At 58.6% G+C, this 14,725-nt stretch carries 14 protein-coding genes; 12 read left to right on the top strand and 2 right to left on the bottom strand.

The window, feature by feature from the left end:
- Window positions 1-93: 93 nt before the first annotated feature.
- The 4 genes from JZ00_RS04730 to JZ00_RS04715 all read left to right on the top strand — a co-directional run bounded on the left by JZ00_RS04730 (window position 94) and on the right by JZ00_RS04715 (window position 3,970).
- On the top strand, window positions 94-795 hold the full coding sequence (locus JZ00_RS04730) for an SDR family NAD(P)-dependent oxidoreductase (RefSeq protein ID WP_014338817.1): 702 nt from the start codon (window positions 94-96) through the stop codon (window positions 793-795).
- Window positions 792-1,790, top strand: coding sequence for a fumarylacetoacetate hydrolase family protein (locus tag JZ00_RS04725; protein ID WP_034114495.1), 999 nt, complete (start codon window positions 792-794; stop codon window positions 1,788-1,790). Before JZ00_RS04730 ends, JZ00_RS04725 begins: the two co-directional genes overlap by 4 nt.
- A 114-nt stretch (window positions 1,791-1,904) precedes the next feature.
- On the top strand, window positions 1,905-3,305 hold the full coding sequence (locus JZ00_RS04720) for a Rieske 2Fe-2S domain-containing protein (RefSeq protein WP_014338819.1): 1,401 nt from the start codon (window positions 1,905-1,907) through the stop codon (window positions 3,303-3,305).
- An 89-nt stretch (window positions 3,306-3,394) separates the two neighbouring features.
- Entirely contained in the window at window positions 3,395-3,970 is a 576-nt protein-coding gene (locus JZ00_RS04715; protein ID WP_014338820.1) for an aromatic-ring-hydroxylating dioxygenase subunit beta, read from the top strand.
- A gap of 85 nt (window positions 3,971-4,055) precedes the next feature.
- Here the strand turns inward: JZ00_RS04715 and JZ00_RS04710 are convergent, their stop codons facing one another.
- Complete coding sequence (locus JZ00_RS04710) at window positions 4,056-4,796, bottom strand: DUF2889 domain-containing protein (protein WP_014338821.1); 741 nt, start codon at window positions 4,794-4,796, stop codon at window positions 4,056-4,058.
- Window positions 4,797-4,897: 101 nt separating this feature from the next.
- Between JZ00_RS04710 and JZ00_RS04705 the strand changes: the two genes are divergently transcribed.
- Window positions 4,898-5,698: an SDR family NAD(P)-dependent oxidoreductase gene (locus tag JZ00_RS04705; RefSeq protein WP_014338822.1), complete on the top strand. Its 801-nt coding sequence runs from the start codon at window positions 4,898-4,900 to the stop codon at window positions 5,696-5,698.
- Window positions 5,699-5,824: 126 nt separating this feature from the next.
- On the opposite strand, the gene JZ00_RS04700 is transcribed toward JZ00_RS04705, so the two are convergent.
- The gene (locus JZ00_RS04700; RefSeq protein ID WP_039588611.1) at window positions 5,825-7,456 is read right to left on the bottom strand and encodes an ATP-dependent acyl-CoA ligase; all 1,632 of its coding nucleotides are present in this window, start codon (window positions 7,454-7,456) and stop codon (window positions 5,825-5,827) included.
- A 184-nt stretch (window positions 7,457-7,640) separates the two neighbouring features.
- Here JZ00_RS04700 and JZ00_RS04695 point away from each other — a divergent pair, with 184 nt between their 5' ends.
- The 7 genes from JZ00_RS04695 (at window position 7,641) to JZ00_RS04665 (ending at window position 14,631) form a co-directional block, all read left to right on the top strand.
- Complete coding sequence (locus tag JZ00_RS04695; RefSeq protein WP_014338824.1) at window positions 7,641-8,372, top strand: TetR/AcrR family transcriptional regulator; 732 nt, start codon at window positions 7,641-7,643, stop codon at window positions 8,370-8,372.
- 333 nt (window positions 8,373-8,705) lie between these two features.
- Window positions 8,706-9,770 carry an amidohydrolase family protein gene (locus JZ00_RS04690; protein WP_034114491.1) on the top strand — a complete coding sequence of 355 codons (1,065 nt, stop codon included), beginning with the start codon at window positions 8,706-8,708 and terminating at the stop codon, window positions 9,768-9,770.
- Window positions 9,770-10,621 (top strand): fumarylacetoacetate hydrolase family protein, encoded by an 852-nt coding sequence (locus JZ00_RS04685; protein ID WP_034114489.1) that lies wholly within the window; start codon window positions 9,770-9,772, stop codon window positions 10,619-10,621. Before JZ00_RS04690 ends, JZ00_RS04685 begins: the two co-directional genes overlap by 1 nt.
- Before the next feature lie 13 nt (window positions 10,622-10,634).
- Entirely contained in the window at window positions 10,635-11,537 is a 903-nt protein-coding gene (locus JZ00_RS04680; protein ID WP_014338827.1) for a 3-hydroxyacyl-CoA dehydrogenase, read from the top strand.
- Entirely contained in the window at window positions 11,534-12,709 is a 1,176-nt protein-coding gene (locus JZ00_RS04675) for a thiolase family protein (RefSeq protein WP_014338828.1), read from the top strand. The genes JZ00_RS04680 and JZ00_RS04675 overlap by 4 nt, the downstream gene beginning before the upstream one ends.
- A 1-nt stretch (window position 12,710) precedes the next feature.
- Window positions 12,711-13,214 carry a carboxymuconolactone decarboxylase family protein gene (locus JZ00_RS04670; RefSeq protein ID WP_014338829.1) on the top strand — a complete coding sequence of 168 codons (504 nt, stop codon included), beginning with the start codon at window positions 12,711-12,713 and terminating at the stop codon, window positions 13,212-13,214.
- A gap of 139 nt (window positions 13,215-13,353) precedes the next feature.
- Window positions 13,354-14,631 carry a cytochrome P450 gene (locus JZ00_RS04665; protein ID WP_014338830.1) on the top strand — a complete coding sequence of 426 codons (1,278 nt, stop codon included), beginning with the start codon at window positions 13,354-13,356 and terminating at the stop codon, window positions 14,629-14,631.
- The last annotated feature ends 94 nt before the right edge of the window (window positions 14,632-14,725 follow it).

Below are 14,725 nucleotides of genomic sequence, written 5' to 3'. Positions count from 1 at the left end.
TTGTACATATTTTCTAAAAGTGTCATATATTTGTTCCGACGAAGGCACGAATCGACCGTTCGCGCCGTAAAACAACAACAAGAGGATTTTGCGATGTCCCAGTCATTACTGGACAAGAGGGTAGTCGTTACCGGCGGGTTTGGTGCCCTTGGCAGCACACTTGGCAAATGCCTGCTGGCGCGCGGCGCCCGGGTCGCTTTGCTGGACCGTAGCCAGGCGCCAGCCGCCTTGCTGGATACAAAGAATCTGCTGTGCCTGGGCGGTGTCGACCTGACCTCGACCGAGTCGGCCAGCGCGGCGTTCGAGCAGGTCGCGGCGCAGTGGGGCGGCATCGATGGTTTAGTCAATGTCGCGGGCGGTTTTGCCTGGGAGACCGTCGAAGGCGGCAGCCTGGAGACTTGGGATCGCCTCTATCAGATAAACGTGCGTACCGCGGTCATCAGTTCTCAATCGGCGCTGACGCACCTGTTGGTCTCCAACGCGGGACGCATCGTCAATATCGGTGCGCTGGCGTCGGTCAAGGCCGAAACGGGGATGGGGGCTTATGCGGCCTCCAAGGCTGGTGTGGCCCGGTTGACCGAAGCCCTGGCCGAAGAGTTGAAGGAGCGTGGCGTGACGGTGAACGCCGTGCTGCCAAGCATCATCGATACCCCAGCCAACCGTGCCGACATGCCGGATGCCGACAGCAGCCGCTGGGTGACGCCAGAAGCGTTGTCGGCGGTGGTGGCCTTTCTGCTGTCGGATGATGCTGCCGCTGTAACCGGTGCGCTGTTGCCCGTGAGTGGTCGCGTATGAGACTGGTGACCTATACCGACGCCGAAGGCTTTGACCGCGCAGGAGCCTTGCTCAACCAGGACCAGCAGGTGCTCGACCTGCAAAGGGCTTACCGCTTGCTGGAAAGTCGCGACAGTGTGGCACTGAGCAGCATTCTGGCCTTGGTGGAGGGCGGTGAGCCGGCGCTGGAATTGGCCCGTTCGCTGGTGGCCAAGGCACCCTCGGCGGCGGTGCTGGAACGTGCCAATGTGAAACTGCGCGCACCGATTCAGCCACCCCCACAGATGCGCGACTGTTCGTGCTTCGAATTGCATCTGCGCCAGAGCTTCGCTGCGGCCCGTCGCGCCCGTGCGCTAAGTACCGAAGATCCGGAAGCTACTTTGAAAGCGATGAACACTCGTGCCGACGACCGGGTGATCGAGACCTTCAACCAGCAGCCCATCTACTACAAGGGCAACCGTTTCGCGGTGATTGGCATCGACGATGAATTCCAATGGCCGAGCTTTAGCCGGGCGATGGATTTCGAACTGGAGTTCGGTTGCTACATCGGCAAGCGCGGCAAGGACATCAGCCGTGAAGCAGCCCGTGGGCATATCGTCGGTTACACCATCTTCAACGACATGAGTGCGCGCGACGCGCAGGCCCTGGAAATGCCCGGCATGCTCGGTCCGGCCAAGAGCAAGGATTTCGACACCGCCAACATCATGGGGCCATGCCTGGTGACCGCCGATGAACTGGGTGATCCCTACGATCTGAATATGGTTGCCCGGGTCAATGGGGAGGAGTGGGGGCGCGGCAATACCCGTGATATGCGCTGGAGTTTTGAAGACGTGATTGCCCACGTGTCCCGTTCGGAAACCTTGTACCCCGGTGAGTTTCTTGGTTCCGGCACGGTCGGCAACGGCTGTGGCCTGGAGCAATTGCGTTATTTGAAACCCGGCGACGTGGTTGAGCTGGAGATCGATGGCATTGGCGTGCTGCGGACTCAAGTGGGCAAGGCGCCCGACAGGGAATGACTATGATGCGAGGACGGAGACATTCACCGCTCGCGAATTAAATGTACAGAAATATAGAAAGTGTCTTATATTTTGTGGCGACCAACCGTGTAACGCTCTGATCAGGAGGCAATCATGCTAACAAAAACAAGCCCCGTATTGTCCGATGGAACCAAGGTCTCGGACCTCATCTACCCCTCTAGCCGTGAAGTGCAAATGCGCGTGTTGTCTGACCGCGAAATTTACGAACTGGAGATGGAAAAGATCTTCGGCAAGATCTGGGTACTCCTGGGGCACGAGTCGGAAATTCCCAACTCCGGAGACTTCATGGTCCGAGACCTGGGGTCCGATTCCGTCATTGTGGCCCGTGGCAAGCAGGGCGAGGTGTTCGTGACCCTTAATGTGTGCCCGCACCGCGGGATGCGCATCAGCACCGCCGACTGCGGCAATACGCAAATTCATAAATGCATCTATCACGGCTGGGCGTTCCGCCCCAATGGCGATTTCATCGGCTCGCCCGTCGAACGTGAATGCATGCACGGCAAGATGTTGCCCAAGGAAGAACTGGGCCTGAAGAAGGCGCGGGTCACGCTGTATGGCGGCCTGGTATTTGCCACCTGGAATATCGATGGGCCCTCGTTCGACGAGTTCCTGGGCGATGCCAAGTGGTATTACGACATGCTGTTCTGTCGCTCCGACAAGGGCATGGAAGTCCTCGGCCCACCGCAGCGCTTTATCGTCAACGCCAACTGGAAAACGGCGGGCGAGCAATCGGCGGCGGACGGTTTCCACACGCTGACCCTGCACCGTTGGTTGGGTGAGGTGGGTAATTACGCCAAGAAAGGCGAGGGCGAGACAGCCGACCTCAGCCCGGAAATGATTGGCGTGGAAATCAGCTCGCCGCACGGTCATGCACTGCGCTGCATCGACCTGGCGCGCAAGATCAAGCGCCTGACCGGCCTCGATCCGGCGGAGTTGACTGTGCAGCAGAAACTTGAAGCATTGCCGCCGGCCGGCATGACGGCCGACATGGTCGAGCAGTTGGCACGCAATCTGACCGAAGATCAATTGAACGTGCTCACCAGCATGCCGCCCCAGGTCGGTGGGATGTTCCCGAACATTCTTTTCGGCTTTGTCTACATTCCGCAGCCAGATGGCTCTGTCGTTGGCTCGATGACCCTGCATGCTTACGTACCGCAAGGCCCGGACAAGCTCGAGTTCGTCAACTGGGTGTTTGCCGAGAAAGACGCCTCCCCGGAACTGCGCGACAAGATGCTCAAGCAAACCATCCAGCTGTTCGGCACCTCTGGCATGGTTGAGCAGGATGACTCCGACACCTGGCCGCACATGACCCTGGCCGCCAAAGGGGCAATGGGCCGCAAGAGCACGCTGAAATACCAGGCCTGCTTTGAAACCGGCGCACCTGAAGGCTGGCCTGGCCCCGGCATCGTCAATGAAGGCTTCACCAAGGACGATACCCAGTGGCACTGGTGGTTGTACTGGCATGAGCTGATGACGGCATCGGATGACCAGTAACGCCCGCTGTCAGGCCAGGTTCGACTGCGGTCCTCGGGCCGCCGTCGGCGGTAACAGCATTAACAAGAATAACAGTGAGGGAATGACTCATGGCTCAGGTTCAACAGCGCGGCGTGGAAGATATCCAGCCGGGTTCCCCAGTCGGTACCAAGCGGGTGCCGGTGGGGTCGCCGATATACAACGACGTGGTGACCTTTTTGTACGAGGAAGCCACGCTGCTCGACCAGATCCGCCTGCAGGAATGGGCCGAGCGCCTGGACACCGACCTGGTGTACACCGTGCCGCTGCGCCAGACGCGCCTGGCGGCGGAACTGAAAACCACCATCGTGCGCAGCGTTCAGCATTACCACGACGATTACCGCTCGATCATGGGCCGCATTTTGCGCCTGTCCGGCAAAAGCGCCTGGGCGGAAGACCCTCCCTCGCGTACCCGGCGTCTGGTGACCAACGTGTTTGTCGAAGAAACCGACAAGCCCGATGAGTTCGTGGTGACCAGTTACCTGCTGCTGACCCGCAGCCGTTTCAAAGACCACCACGTCGATATCATCAGTGGTGAACGGCGTGACGTGCTGCGTCTCGGCGGGGCGGGCTTCAAGCTGGCACGGCGCGAAGTCATTATCGATCAGGCGGTGCTCGGGACGCCCAACCTGGCTGTTTTCCTCTAGGGTGGTATCGGCGATCCGGCTCGCGTCCGGATCGCCAACCCTTGGAGGTATCGGCCGCACCGCTCTTTACGCCAGTGTCGCGCGGCTAGCGTTTCTGCCTGAGCCACGCCTGGTCCTGGTCACACAGCGCTGATGCTTGATAGCTGAAGTCCAGGGTCGAGCCCTTCATTCGCAGTGCCCGTTCGGCGCGCTCGGGTTGTTGGCTGTAGCACCGGGCGGTGCTCGAGGCGTGAATCTGTTCGTCGAGGTTGTAGGCCCGTCCCATCGAAATCAGCGTGCAGCGGCGAAGTAGCAGGGCTGCCTCGGCGGCTTCCTCACTGAGGGTGTTGAGGGCCCAGCGGGCCATGCCTTCGCGAAGGTTGATGCCGGCATAGGGCGCAGGTCCTTCGATCAGGGTGCCGTTCACGTCCCAGGTCAGGTCTTGATTACCATCGCGTATCAAGATGGCGCGGGTACGGTTGTCGATGCGCCGGCCGATATTGATTTCGTAGCGACGTTGGTGAGTACCGCGCGCGGCGGCGGCAATGGCCAGGCCCGCCAGGTCGAACAAATGGGTGCATTGATGGCTGGCGTCGGTCTGCCGGGTGACGGAGTGGGCAATCCGATTCAATGTCATGCCCAGCAACTGCTGTAACTGATCGCAAGCCTGTGGGCACAGAGAATAGGGGTAGCGCAACGCTTCACCGCCTATGGCGGTGACTTCACCTTCATGGTGACGAACCCAGACGCGGAAGTGGTGGAAGTCGTCTTCCAGAGCGGCACGGACTTCCCCCGTGGCCTGGGCATGATGAGCAACGATGTCCACGCGGCGACGAAATACAGCCATTCTCGATATCCTTGTTCCGCTACTGTTCGGTCAGAAGAAATCAGCTATAGTTGAACACTATAAACAAAAATGTTCACTGAATAACAAGAATTGGAGTGGCTATGGCATTGCTAAACGAACAGGTTGCGCTGATTACCGGTGCAGGTGGCGGAATCGGTCGCGGCATTGCACTGAGTTTTGCCAAAGAAGGTGCTGCCGTGGTGGTCGCCGAGCTGGATGTTTCCAGTGGCGAGGCTGTAGTCGCCGAGTTGAAAGCGCTGGGCGCCCAGGCGGTATTCATCAAGACCGATGTGTGCAGCAAGACCGATATCGAAGCCGCCGTGCAATTGGCCGTCGATCAGTTTGGTGGCCTGGACATCCTGGTCAATAACGCCTTCGCTCCCACGCCCAATGTCCTTCTGGAAGAAAAAACCGATGCCATGCTCGAGCAGACCCTCGGCTCTACGGTATGGGCTGCCTGGTGGGCAATGAAAGCCGCGCTGCCCCATATGAAGGCGCGGGGCGGCGGCAAAATCATCAACTTCTATTCCATCGATATCGAGATCGGCGCCTGGCTGCACGGCGACTACAACACAGCGAAGTCAGCGATCGTCGGACTGACCCGCAGCGCGGCCTCTGAGTGGGGGCGCTTCAACATCCGCACCAATGCCATTGCCCCTACCGCGATGGGGGCCACCTTCCACAAACTCGCCGCGGAAAACCCCGGCTTTGCCGAAATGTCCGCTTCGATGCGGCCGTTGGGTCGTTGTGGCGAGCCTGAGGCCGACATTGGTCCGGTGGTGGTGTTCCTCGCGTCGGAGATGTCGCGGTTTATCACGGGCGAGACTATTCACGTCGATGGTGGCTTGCACCTTCCCGGCTACAACTCCCGCCCGAAAGGTGTTCCCGTGCGGGAGTACTGATTGAGCCCGTAAATGTGGGGGCGAGCTTGCTCGCTCCTGTGACCGGATACGGCGCCAGACCCAAAAAACGCGAAAGCCCGCTTCAAAGCGGGCTTTCTGTGTTGGCGCGTACCAAGCAAGAGGCCGCTACTTTTTGGACACTACGATCGATGTGGTTTCCAGATCCCAAGTGGTTTCGGTTTTTCCTTCATCGCGCAATAGATACTTCAACACCCGACCCTGCGGGTTTTTTGGCAAGCTGCTGCGAAACTCGATGTAGCGCGGCAGGGCGTAGTAGGGCACCGAATCGGTGGCCCAATGGAACAATTGCTCCGGTTCAAGCGTTACGCCTTCATGCAGTACGGCAGTGACCTTCACATCGTCCTCACCCCGCTCTGACGGGACGGCATGTACCGCCACTTCTGCCAGTGCCGGGTGAACAGCAAAAGCGGCTTCCATTTCAAAGCTGGAAATGTTTTCACCCCGGCGGCGCATGTAGTCCTTCTTGCGGTCGACGAAGTAGAAGAAGCCGTCGTCATCGAATCGGCCAATGTCGCCGGTGTGGAACCACATATTGCGCATCAATTTCAGGGTGTCCTCCGGACGACGCCAGTAGCCCTGGAACATGATGTCCGGACGTAGCGGGCGTACGACGATTTCGCCCACGCAGTTGGGTTGTACTTCCTGATCCAGGTCATCGACGATCCGTACGTCAAAATCCGCGATGCGTTTTCCCGACGAGCCGGGCGCGGCGTATTCCCCGGCCGCCAGCGAGGTGACGACACAGGCTTCGGTCAGGCCATAGCCGTTGCCGCCTACCCGTTGGGTGCCGAAACGCTTGCGCCAGATTTTCTTGGTCTCTTCGGTGTAAGGGTTGCCACGTGCGGTATGAATCTGCCCGACGCAGCGCAGCATCGCTTCATTGTCAGGCGCTTGAGCGAGAAGGCCGCCCATGCCGCCCAGGATCGAGGCGATGGTTGCGCCCGAGCGCTCCACTTCAGGCCAGAAATTCGAGACCGAGAAACGCGGGAGAATGGCGGCGCGCGCGCCCACCAGAATGCTGGCGATGATCGATACGCACAGTGCATTCATGTGGAACAGCGGCAGCGGGGTGATGGTCACGTCATCGGCACTGGCTGGACCGGCACGCAATTGCAGGCGCGCCAGATTGCACATGAAGTTGTAGCTGATCATGCAGCCCTTGGAGGGGCCGGTGGTGCCTGAGGTGTAGATCAGGCAAGCCAGGTCTGAAGGCTGTGGTTTCTTGACCAGCGGGGTCGTGTCATGTCCGCGCCATGCATCCAATGGCGCAATATGAATCGGGCAATCGGGGACTGTCTCCAGTGCGCCGCGATGGAGAATGTGCTGTACGTCGTGCAGTTGTCCGGCCAGTGGCGTTATGCGCGGCAGGTAGGCTGCTTCGCAGATCACCACCGAGGTGCCGGTATCGGCGATCTGATGGCGCAGGAACTCCCCTTTGAGGGCGGTGTTGATTGGCACGCTCACGGCGCAGAGCTTGTTGATGGCCAGCCAAGTGGTGACTGCGTCGATGTTGTTATCGAGCATTGTCAGCACCGTGTCACCGGTCTTGACGCCCAGCGAGATCAAGGCATGCGCCATTTTTGTTGAGAGTGAGTCAATCTGTGAATATGTGTATAACTCTCCGCTGAAATCCAGCAGTATCTTGTCTGGATGCCTTGCTACCGCCCGATCTAACGCATCGATAACAGTGTCTCGTTCTCCCACTGCCCACGTCTCTGGATTTCCACTGCTGCCCATCAGTTTTCTCCTTTTAGGCGCCCACGTTGGTAAGGGTTGCCTGATTTTATTTTGAAGAGAGAATGAGATTCTAAATAGAAAATGTGAAAATGTCTTTAGCAATAAGTTGAACATATCCTGTTATTTATGCCCAGATCCTGTGGTAACGTTGCGCCATCTTTACTTTCCTTGAGCGCATCGATCCATGCCAAAAGCCGCATCCCTGAAAACAGAAGCGCCTACGCCGGCCTCCAGAACGAAGAAAAAGGCGTTGCCTGATACAGGGGCGAGCCAGGTTAAACCGGTCGAGCGACGTATCGCTGCCAATGGAGGGGCAGGGATCAAGGTGAAGCCGAACCGACGTTCGGAAGAGACAATCGCCAATATCCTCAAGGCCACTGAAGAAGTGGTGTTGATGTCCGGTGCCGATCGTATTTCGATCCTGGATGTGTGTCAGGTCGCGGGTGTTTCGCGGGGGACCTTCTACCGCTATTTCGCCTCCCAAGAAGATCTGCTGGACACTTTTTCGCGGCACAAACGCGAAAGTTTCCACAGCTCGCTGTCCCAGGAGCTGGGGCATATCAGTGATCCCGAAGCGCGTCTGAATGCGCTGTTCGCTTATCTCGACAATTACCTTGAGCAAAGTCGGGCGCGGCGCCTTCTGGTGGTTGCCCCTGATTATGCGTTGGGTTTTTTCCGGCGGATTTTCCACGATTCGATCGTGCGTTTTCAGGATGGCTTGGGCATTGTTTTCGACGATTGGGACGAGCGCCTGGGGGTACGTCTTGACCGTGAGTTGATCTGCGAAATGATCATTCGTTATGTGTTGAGCGAAATCCTGGTGCCGGAAGCCGCGGGGCGACGCTTGTTCCCGGTGCGGATGAAAAAACTGCTGGGTGCGCTGATCATGGGTTCCACATCCCGTACCCGCCGCTGACCTTCGACAAATCACCCATCGCTTGACTAAAGCCCTCGCATATCGAGGGCTTCGCGTTTCCGGGCGCTAGTTTTTTCGCCGCTGCACTCCTCATTTTTCGAGCTTGGCTCGTGCTTTCCAATCCCTCGATGCGTTTCAAGACTTAGGTCGAAGGCCCTGCGTCAGGCTTCCTGGCGATTTTTCAAAATAAATTGAACAGTATTTTGATTTCTGCTCAATTTAAATTTAAGCTCTGGTCCTGGTAGTAAGCCTTTTCGTGACGGGTCGATCCTGTCCATGTGAAGGCGCCGCGCTAATAAACCAACAAAAAGTGCCAACCTCGAGGTACCAGACATGCTTATCGATCTACACGCCCACGCACCACACCCTGGCTATTACAACCAGCACCCTCACTGGGGGCCGTTCTTCGAACAACATGCCGACGGCGATATCAAGCTGCGTGTAGGTGATTGGATTCTCGGGCTTGGGTCGCCCGAGCGTAAGGCGGCCGTGCGCTCGGGCAACGGTCCCAAGCTTGAGGAGTATTTTGCTCGCTGGGCTGACCCGAAAACGCGTCTGGCCGGCATGGATGCCGCGGGACAGAATTTGCAGGTGGTTTCTGTCCCATCCCATTGCTACATGTACTGGACCGAAGCCGAATTTGCCGTACCGTTCGCCCGCACCGTCAATGAGACGCTGGCGCAATACTGCTCCGCCGCCCCTGATCGCCTGATGTTCTGGGCCCATGTACCGCTCAATGCTCCCGAAGCGGCGGCGGCTGAATTGCGCTACGCCTGCACCGAGCTGGGCGCCAAGGGCTTGGTCGCTGGAGGGGCCAACTTCGGCGGCCTGGAGTTCGATTCGCCGGAGCTCGACGTGGTATGGAGAACCCTCTGCGACCTGGATCTGCCGATGTTCATCCACGGCTACAACCAGTCGGTCACGTGGGGTAAGAACGCCAATGATGACCGTTACGAAACCACTGCCATCGTAGGCATGCAGTACGACGAAAGCCGCTGTTTCTGGAACCTGATTTGCGGCGGTGTGCTGGATCGTTTTCCCGATTTGAAGGTGTACATCACCCATGGAGGTGGTTATGTCCCGTACCAGCTCGGTCGCCTGGCCAAGACCAACGAAAACCTCGACGTCAAATACAACAAAAAGCCGCTGCTCGAGTACATGAAGAACTTCTACTTCGACGTCGAGCTGCATGAAGTGCCGATGCGCCAGGCTCTGGTCGATATCATTGGGGCAGACCACGTGCTGTACGGCAGCAACTTCGGCGGCAGCGATGCCGTGCGTCACGACCTGACCCATGGTTTGAAGTTGTCCGACGCGGACCTGCGCAAGATTCGCTATGAAAACGCATGCCGCCTGCTGCACTTGGATCCCGCCAAGTTGGGCAAGGTAGGTGCCTGATGAAACTGGCGCGTTGTGAGTATTTTGATACTGGGGTTTTTTGGGCGGTGGTTGATGTCGCTCAGAATCAGGTGACACCCATTTGCGGAGAGTTCAAAGACTGGGCACCCGCGGTGGCGGCCGGGCGCGGTATCAGTTCGGTACGTTTCGCCGGGCCCTCGTTGCCGCTCTCCAAAGTACGTTTGCTGCCGCCTATTGAGCCTGTCAACCGAGTGGTGGTGGCGGGAGCCAATTACGCCAAGCATCTGGTGGAGTTCGGCTTGCAGGCGCCGGCGCAGCCGGTTGCATTCCTCAAGGCCTATGGCGCGTTGATTGGCGCCAATGACCCTATCCGCTTTCCTCCGTTGACTGAGGAGCTCGATCACGAAGTCGAGTTGGTCGCGGTCATTGGCACCGATGAGATCGACCTGGAAAACCCGCTGGCTTGCGTGCTCGGTTACACGGTCGGCAACGACGTCAGTGCCCGAGACCTGCAACGCAGCGGGCCTGCGGGGATTGGCATGGACCTGTTCGCGGCGAAAAGCCAGGACCAGACCACCGGCCTCGGGCCCTGGATCGTCACCAAGGACGAGTTCCCGGAAGGTTCGCCGCGGCTGCGCCTGACCTTGAAGGTGAACGGTGAAGTACGTCAGGACGGATCGACAGCGGAAATGACCTGGGATGTCGGTCAACTGATCCGCTTCGTGCAGCAGCGTTCGAGTTTCGCCGGTGGCGACGTGCTATTCACCGGTTCGCCAGCGGGGGTGGGGATGGGCACCGGTGTGTTCCTCAAGGAAGGCGACGTGGTCGAAGCCAGCGTCGAGGGCATTGGCACGTTGCGCAATGTGGTCAGTAAAAAGAACTGCGCCTAATCGAGAGCCAAACATGAACGCCAATAAAGAAAAAGTAGTCGTCGTCGGTGCTGGCTTGATGGGTACCGGTATTGCACATGCGTTCGCCAGCTCCGGGTTCAACACGTTGCTGGTCGATACCAATGCCGCCTCATTGACAAATGCCAGGGCGAGCATCGAAAAGATCCTTGCCGATGGTGTGCGCCTGGGCAAAGTCAGTGACGAAAAAGCCCAGCAGTCCCTGGCCAACCTGCTGACCTGCAGCGACCTGAGCGAAGCCGCGAGTGGCGCAAATTGGTTGGTGGAGACGGTGTCCGAGCAGTTGGCGGTGAAGAAAACCGTTATCGCTCAGGCGGCGCCACTGCTGGCACCGGACGCGATTATCGCGACCAATACTTCGGCCCTCAGCGTGACCGAAATTGCTGCGTCGGTGGACTGTTCGGATCGCGTGATCGGCATGCACTTCTTCAACCCCGTGCACAAGATGAAGCTGGTGGAGCTGGTGCGAGGGTTGGCCACTCGCGATGAAGTCGTGGCGCGTACGCGCACCCTGTGTGAGCAGATCGGCAAAACCTCTATCGTCGTCAATGAATCGCCAGGACTGACCACCAGCCGCATGTCTGCGCTCTTGGGTAACGAGGCGATGTGGATGCTCCAGGAGGGTACGGCGACCGCCGAAGACATCGACACGGCGTTGCGCCTGGGCTTCAACCATCCGATGGGACCATTGGAGCTGGGTGACCTGACTGGTTGGGATACGCGGTTGTCGGTGCTGCGCTATTTGCACCAGACCCTGGGCGAAAAATTCCGGCCTTGCCCGCTGATCATCAAAATGGTTGCCGCCGGGCGGCTGGGTCGCAAGTCGGGGCAGGGGGTCTACCGCTATGAAGAGGGTAAACAAGTTCCGGGTTCGGGGCTCAAGGCGAGCGCGCTATGAAAGACATCGTCATCGTTGATGCCGTACGTACGCCAATCGGCAAGTTCCGTGGCGGCCTTGCCAGCGTGCGCGCCGATCATCTTGGGTCGCTGGTGCTCAACCGCTTGCTGGAGCGGGTCGATGTGTCGCCGAATCTGGTCGATGATGTGATCTTCGGTTGCGTCACGCAAATCGGTGAGCAGTCCGCCAACATCGCCCGCACAGCCTTGCTCGGTGCCGGATGGCCAGTGACTGTTCCGGGGCTGACCATCGACCGCAAATGTGGTTCGGGTGAAGTGGCGGTGCATGTGGCTGCTGGCGCTATTGCTGCTGGCGCCGCTGATGTCGTGGTGGCGGGGGGCGCGGAAAACATGAGCCGCGTGCCCATGGGCAGCAATCGCGAAATTCACGGCGAGGCGTTTGGCTGGATGGTGGCGCAGCGTTATGAACTGACTGGTCAAGGCGAGGCAGCCGAGCGTATCGCCGACAAATGGGGGCTCAGCCGTGATGCCCTGGATGATTTTGCGTTCGCCAGTCATCAGCGCGCCGCCTCGGCGTCCGATGCCGGTTATTTCGATCATGAAATCGTGCCGGTTGCGGTCGAGGAGTTGTCTGAGCGGGTGCTGGCGGCGCCGGCCGCTGTGTTGCGTCAGGATGAAACCATTCGTCGTGACACGTCGCGGGAAAAGCTGTCGACGCTTAAGACCAGTTTTCGTCCGGACACTGGACGCATTACGGCTGGCAACTCGTCGCAGATCTCCGATGGTGCTGCGGCTTTATTGTTGATGAGTGCCGAAACCGCGAAAAAACTCGGGCTCAGGGCGCGCGCGCGGGTTGTGGCCTTCACCACGGTCGGTTCCGATCCGACGTTGATGCTCACAGGCCCCATCGATGCCACCTGGAAGGTATTGAGCAAGGCCGGGCTGAGCATCAACGACATCGACCTGTTCGAAGTCAATGAGGCGTTTGCCTCCGTGCCGCTGGCGTGGATGCGGGAAACCGGTGTGCCTCACGATAAGTTGAACGTCAACGGTGGCGCCATCGCCCTCGGTCATCCGTTGGGTGCCAGCGGTGCGCGATTGATGACGACTTTGTTGAACGAGCTCGAACGCCGTGGTGGTCGTTTTGGCCTGCAAGCCATTTGCTGCGCTGGCGGCATGGGCACGGCGACCATCATCGAACGGCTCGATTGAGATGGCGCGCCTACCGCTGGTTTCGCTGGAGGCCATGCCGGTTGCGTTGCAGGACGCAGTCGAGCGTGGTCGGTACAGCCGCATGCTCAGTTCCACGACGCCGGTTCAGGTCTGGGCGCATCGACCGGCGGTAGCGCTGGCTTGGCTGGGCTTGATGGAGAGCTTGCACAACGACAGTGTGCTCGATGAGCGCTTGCGCGAGCTGGTGCGGCTGAAGATTGCCAGCATCACCACCTGCAAGGCCTGCCAACTGGCGCGTAAGTCCGATGCGGTCACTGAGGAAGATATTGCGTGCATGGCAACGGACAGCGCGTCCTTCACGCCAGCCGAGCGCGCTGCGCTGCGTTATGCCGAGTTGTTTGCCGGCGACTACCTGGCAATTGACGACACCGATTTCCTCCAGCTTGGGGACTTCTTCTCCACGGCCCAAGTGGTAGAGCTTGGGCTGTATTGCGCGCTGATGTTGGCTGGAGGTCGTATGACCCTGGTGCAGCAGGCCTATTGATACCTTCGATGTCGAGGTATATATGATCTATTTTTTAATAAGTGTCCAATAGTGTTCGGGCAAGGCCTATGATTGGCCGTAAAGTATGGCCTTAAGCGAGCTTTCTTGAAAAATAATGACAAAAATTACGGAGACGATCATGTCCACACCCGCACAGAGTGACCTGGTCAAGGTTTTTACTGACGTAGCCAGTAATTATCGCGGCACCAGCGATATCGACTTGCACGCGGTCTACCGCGACATGCGCGCCAACTCGCCGGTGCTGCAAGACAATTTCATGGCCCGGCTGGGCGTGCCCTCGATTGCCGGGCTGGATGCCAGTCGACCGACCTTCACATTGTTCAAGTACGACGATGTCATGGCTGTCATGCGTGACGCCGGCACCTTCACGAGTGGTTTCATCGCGGAAGGGCTGGGTGCGTTTTTCGATGGCTTGATCCTCACGGCAATGGACGGGGATGCCCACAAGAACATCCGTAACCTGTTGCAGCCGGTCTTCATGCCGGAGACGGTGAATCGCTGGAAAGAAACCAAGATCGACCGGGTGATTCGCGAGGAATACCTCAAGCCGATGGTGCAGGCCAAAGGCGCGGACCTGATGGATTTCGCGCTGTATTTCCCCATCCGGGTAATTTACTCGTTGATCGGCTTCCCCGAGGACCGTCCCGAGCAGATCGAGCAATACGCTGCCTGGGCCCTGGCCATTCTGGCGGGTCCGCAAGTCGACCCGGAAAAAGCCGCGGCTGCCCGGGGCGCCGCCATGCAAGCGGCGCAGTCCTTGTATGATGTGGTGAAAGTAGTCGTGGCCGAGCGTCGCGCAAGCGGGGCATCGGGCGATGATCTGATCAGCCGGCTGATTAACGCCGAATACCAGGGACGCTCCCTGGACGATCATGAGATTGCCACCTTTGTGCGTTCGCTGCTTCCGGCTGCCAGTGAAACCACAACCCGAACCTTCGGCACCTTGATGTCCTTGCTTCTGCAAAATCCGGACGTACTGGAGCGGGTGCGCAATGACCGCAGCCTCGTGAACAAGGCCATCGATGAAGCGGTGCGCTTTGAACCGGTGGCTACTTTCAAGGTGCGTCAGGCCGCTAAAGACCTGGAGATTCGTGGCGTGCCCATCCCTAAGGGGGCGATGGTGCAATGCATTGTCACTTCCGCCAACCGCGATGAAGAGGCGTTCGAAAATGCCGATCAATTCGACATCGACCGAAAACCCAAACCCTCGTTCGGCTTCGGCTTCGGTCCGCACATGTGTATCGGTCAGTTCGTTGCCAAAACCGAGATCAACTGTGCGCTGAATGCCATCCTCGACCTCATGCCCAACATTCGCCTCGACCCGAGCAAACCCGGCCCGCAAATCGTCGGCGCGCAGCTGCGCGGCCCGCACTACCTGCATGTGCAGTGGGACTGATGGGCGCTTGGGTCTGATTTAATATGAACACAAATAAAAAATGTGTTTAATTAAATCAAGATGTGCACTATGATTCAGGCACAACAACAAGCCC

Source organism: Pseudomonas frederiksbergensis (genome assembly GCF_000802155.2).
In the GTDB taxonomy this organism is placed as follows: Bacteria; Pseudomonadota; Gammaproteobacteria; order Pseudomonadales; family Pseudomonadaceae; genus Aquipseudomonas; species Aquipseudomonas frederiksbergensis_A.
Note: the sequence above shows the minus strand (reverse complement) of the source record. Positions and strands in the feature narration are given on the sequence as shown.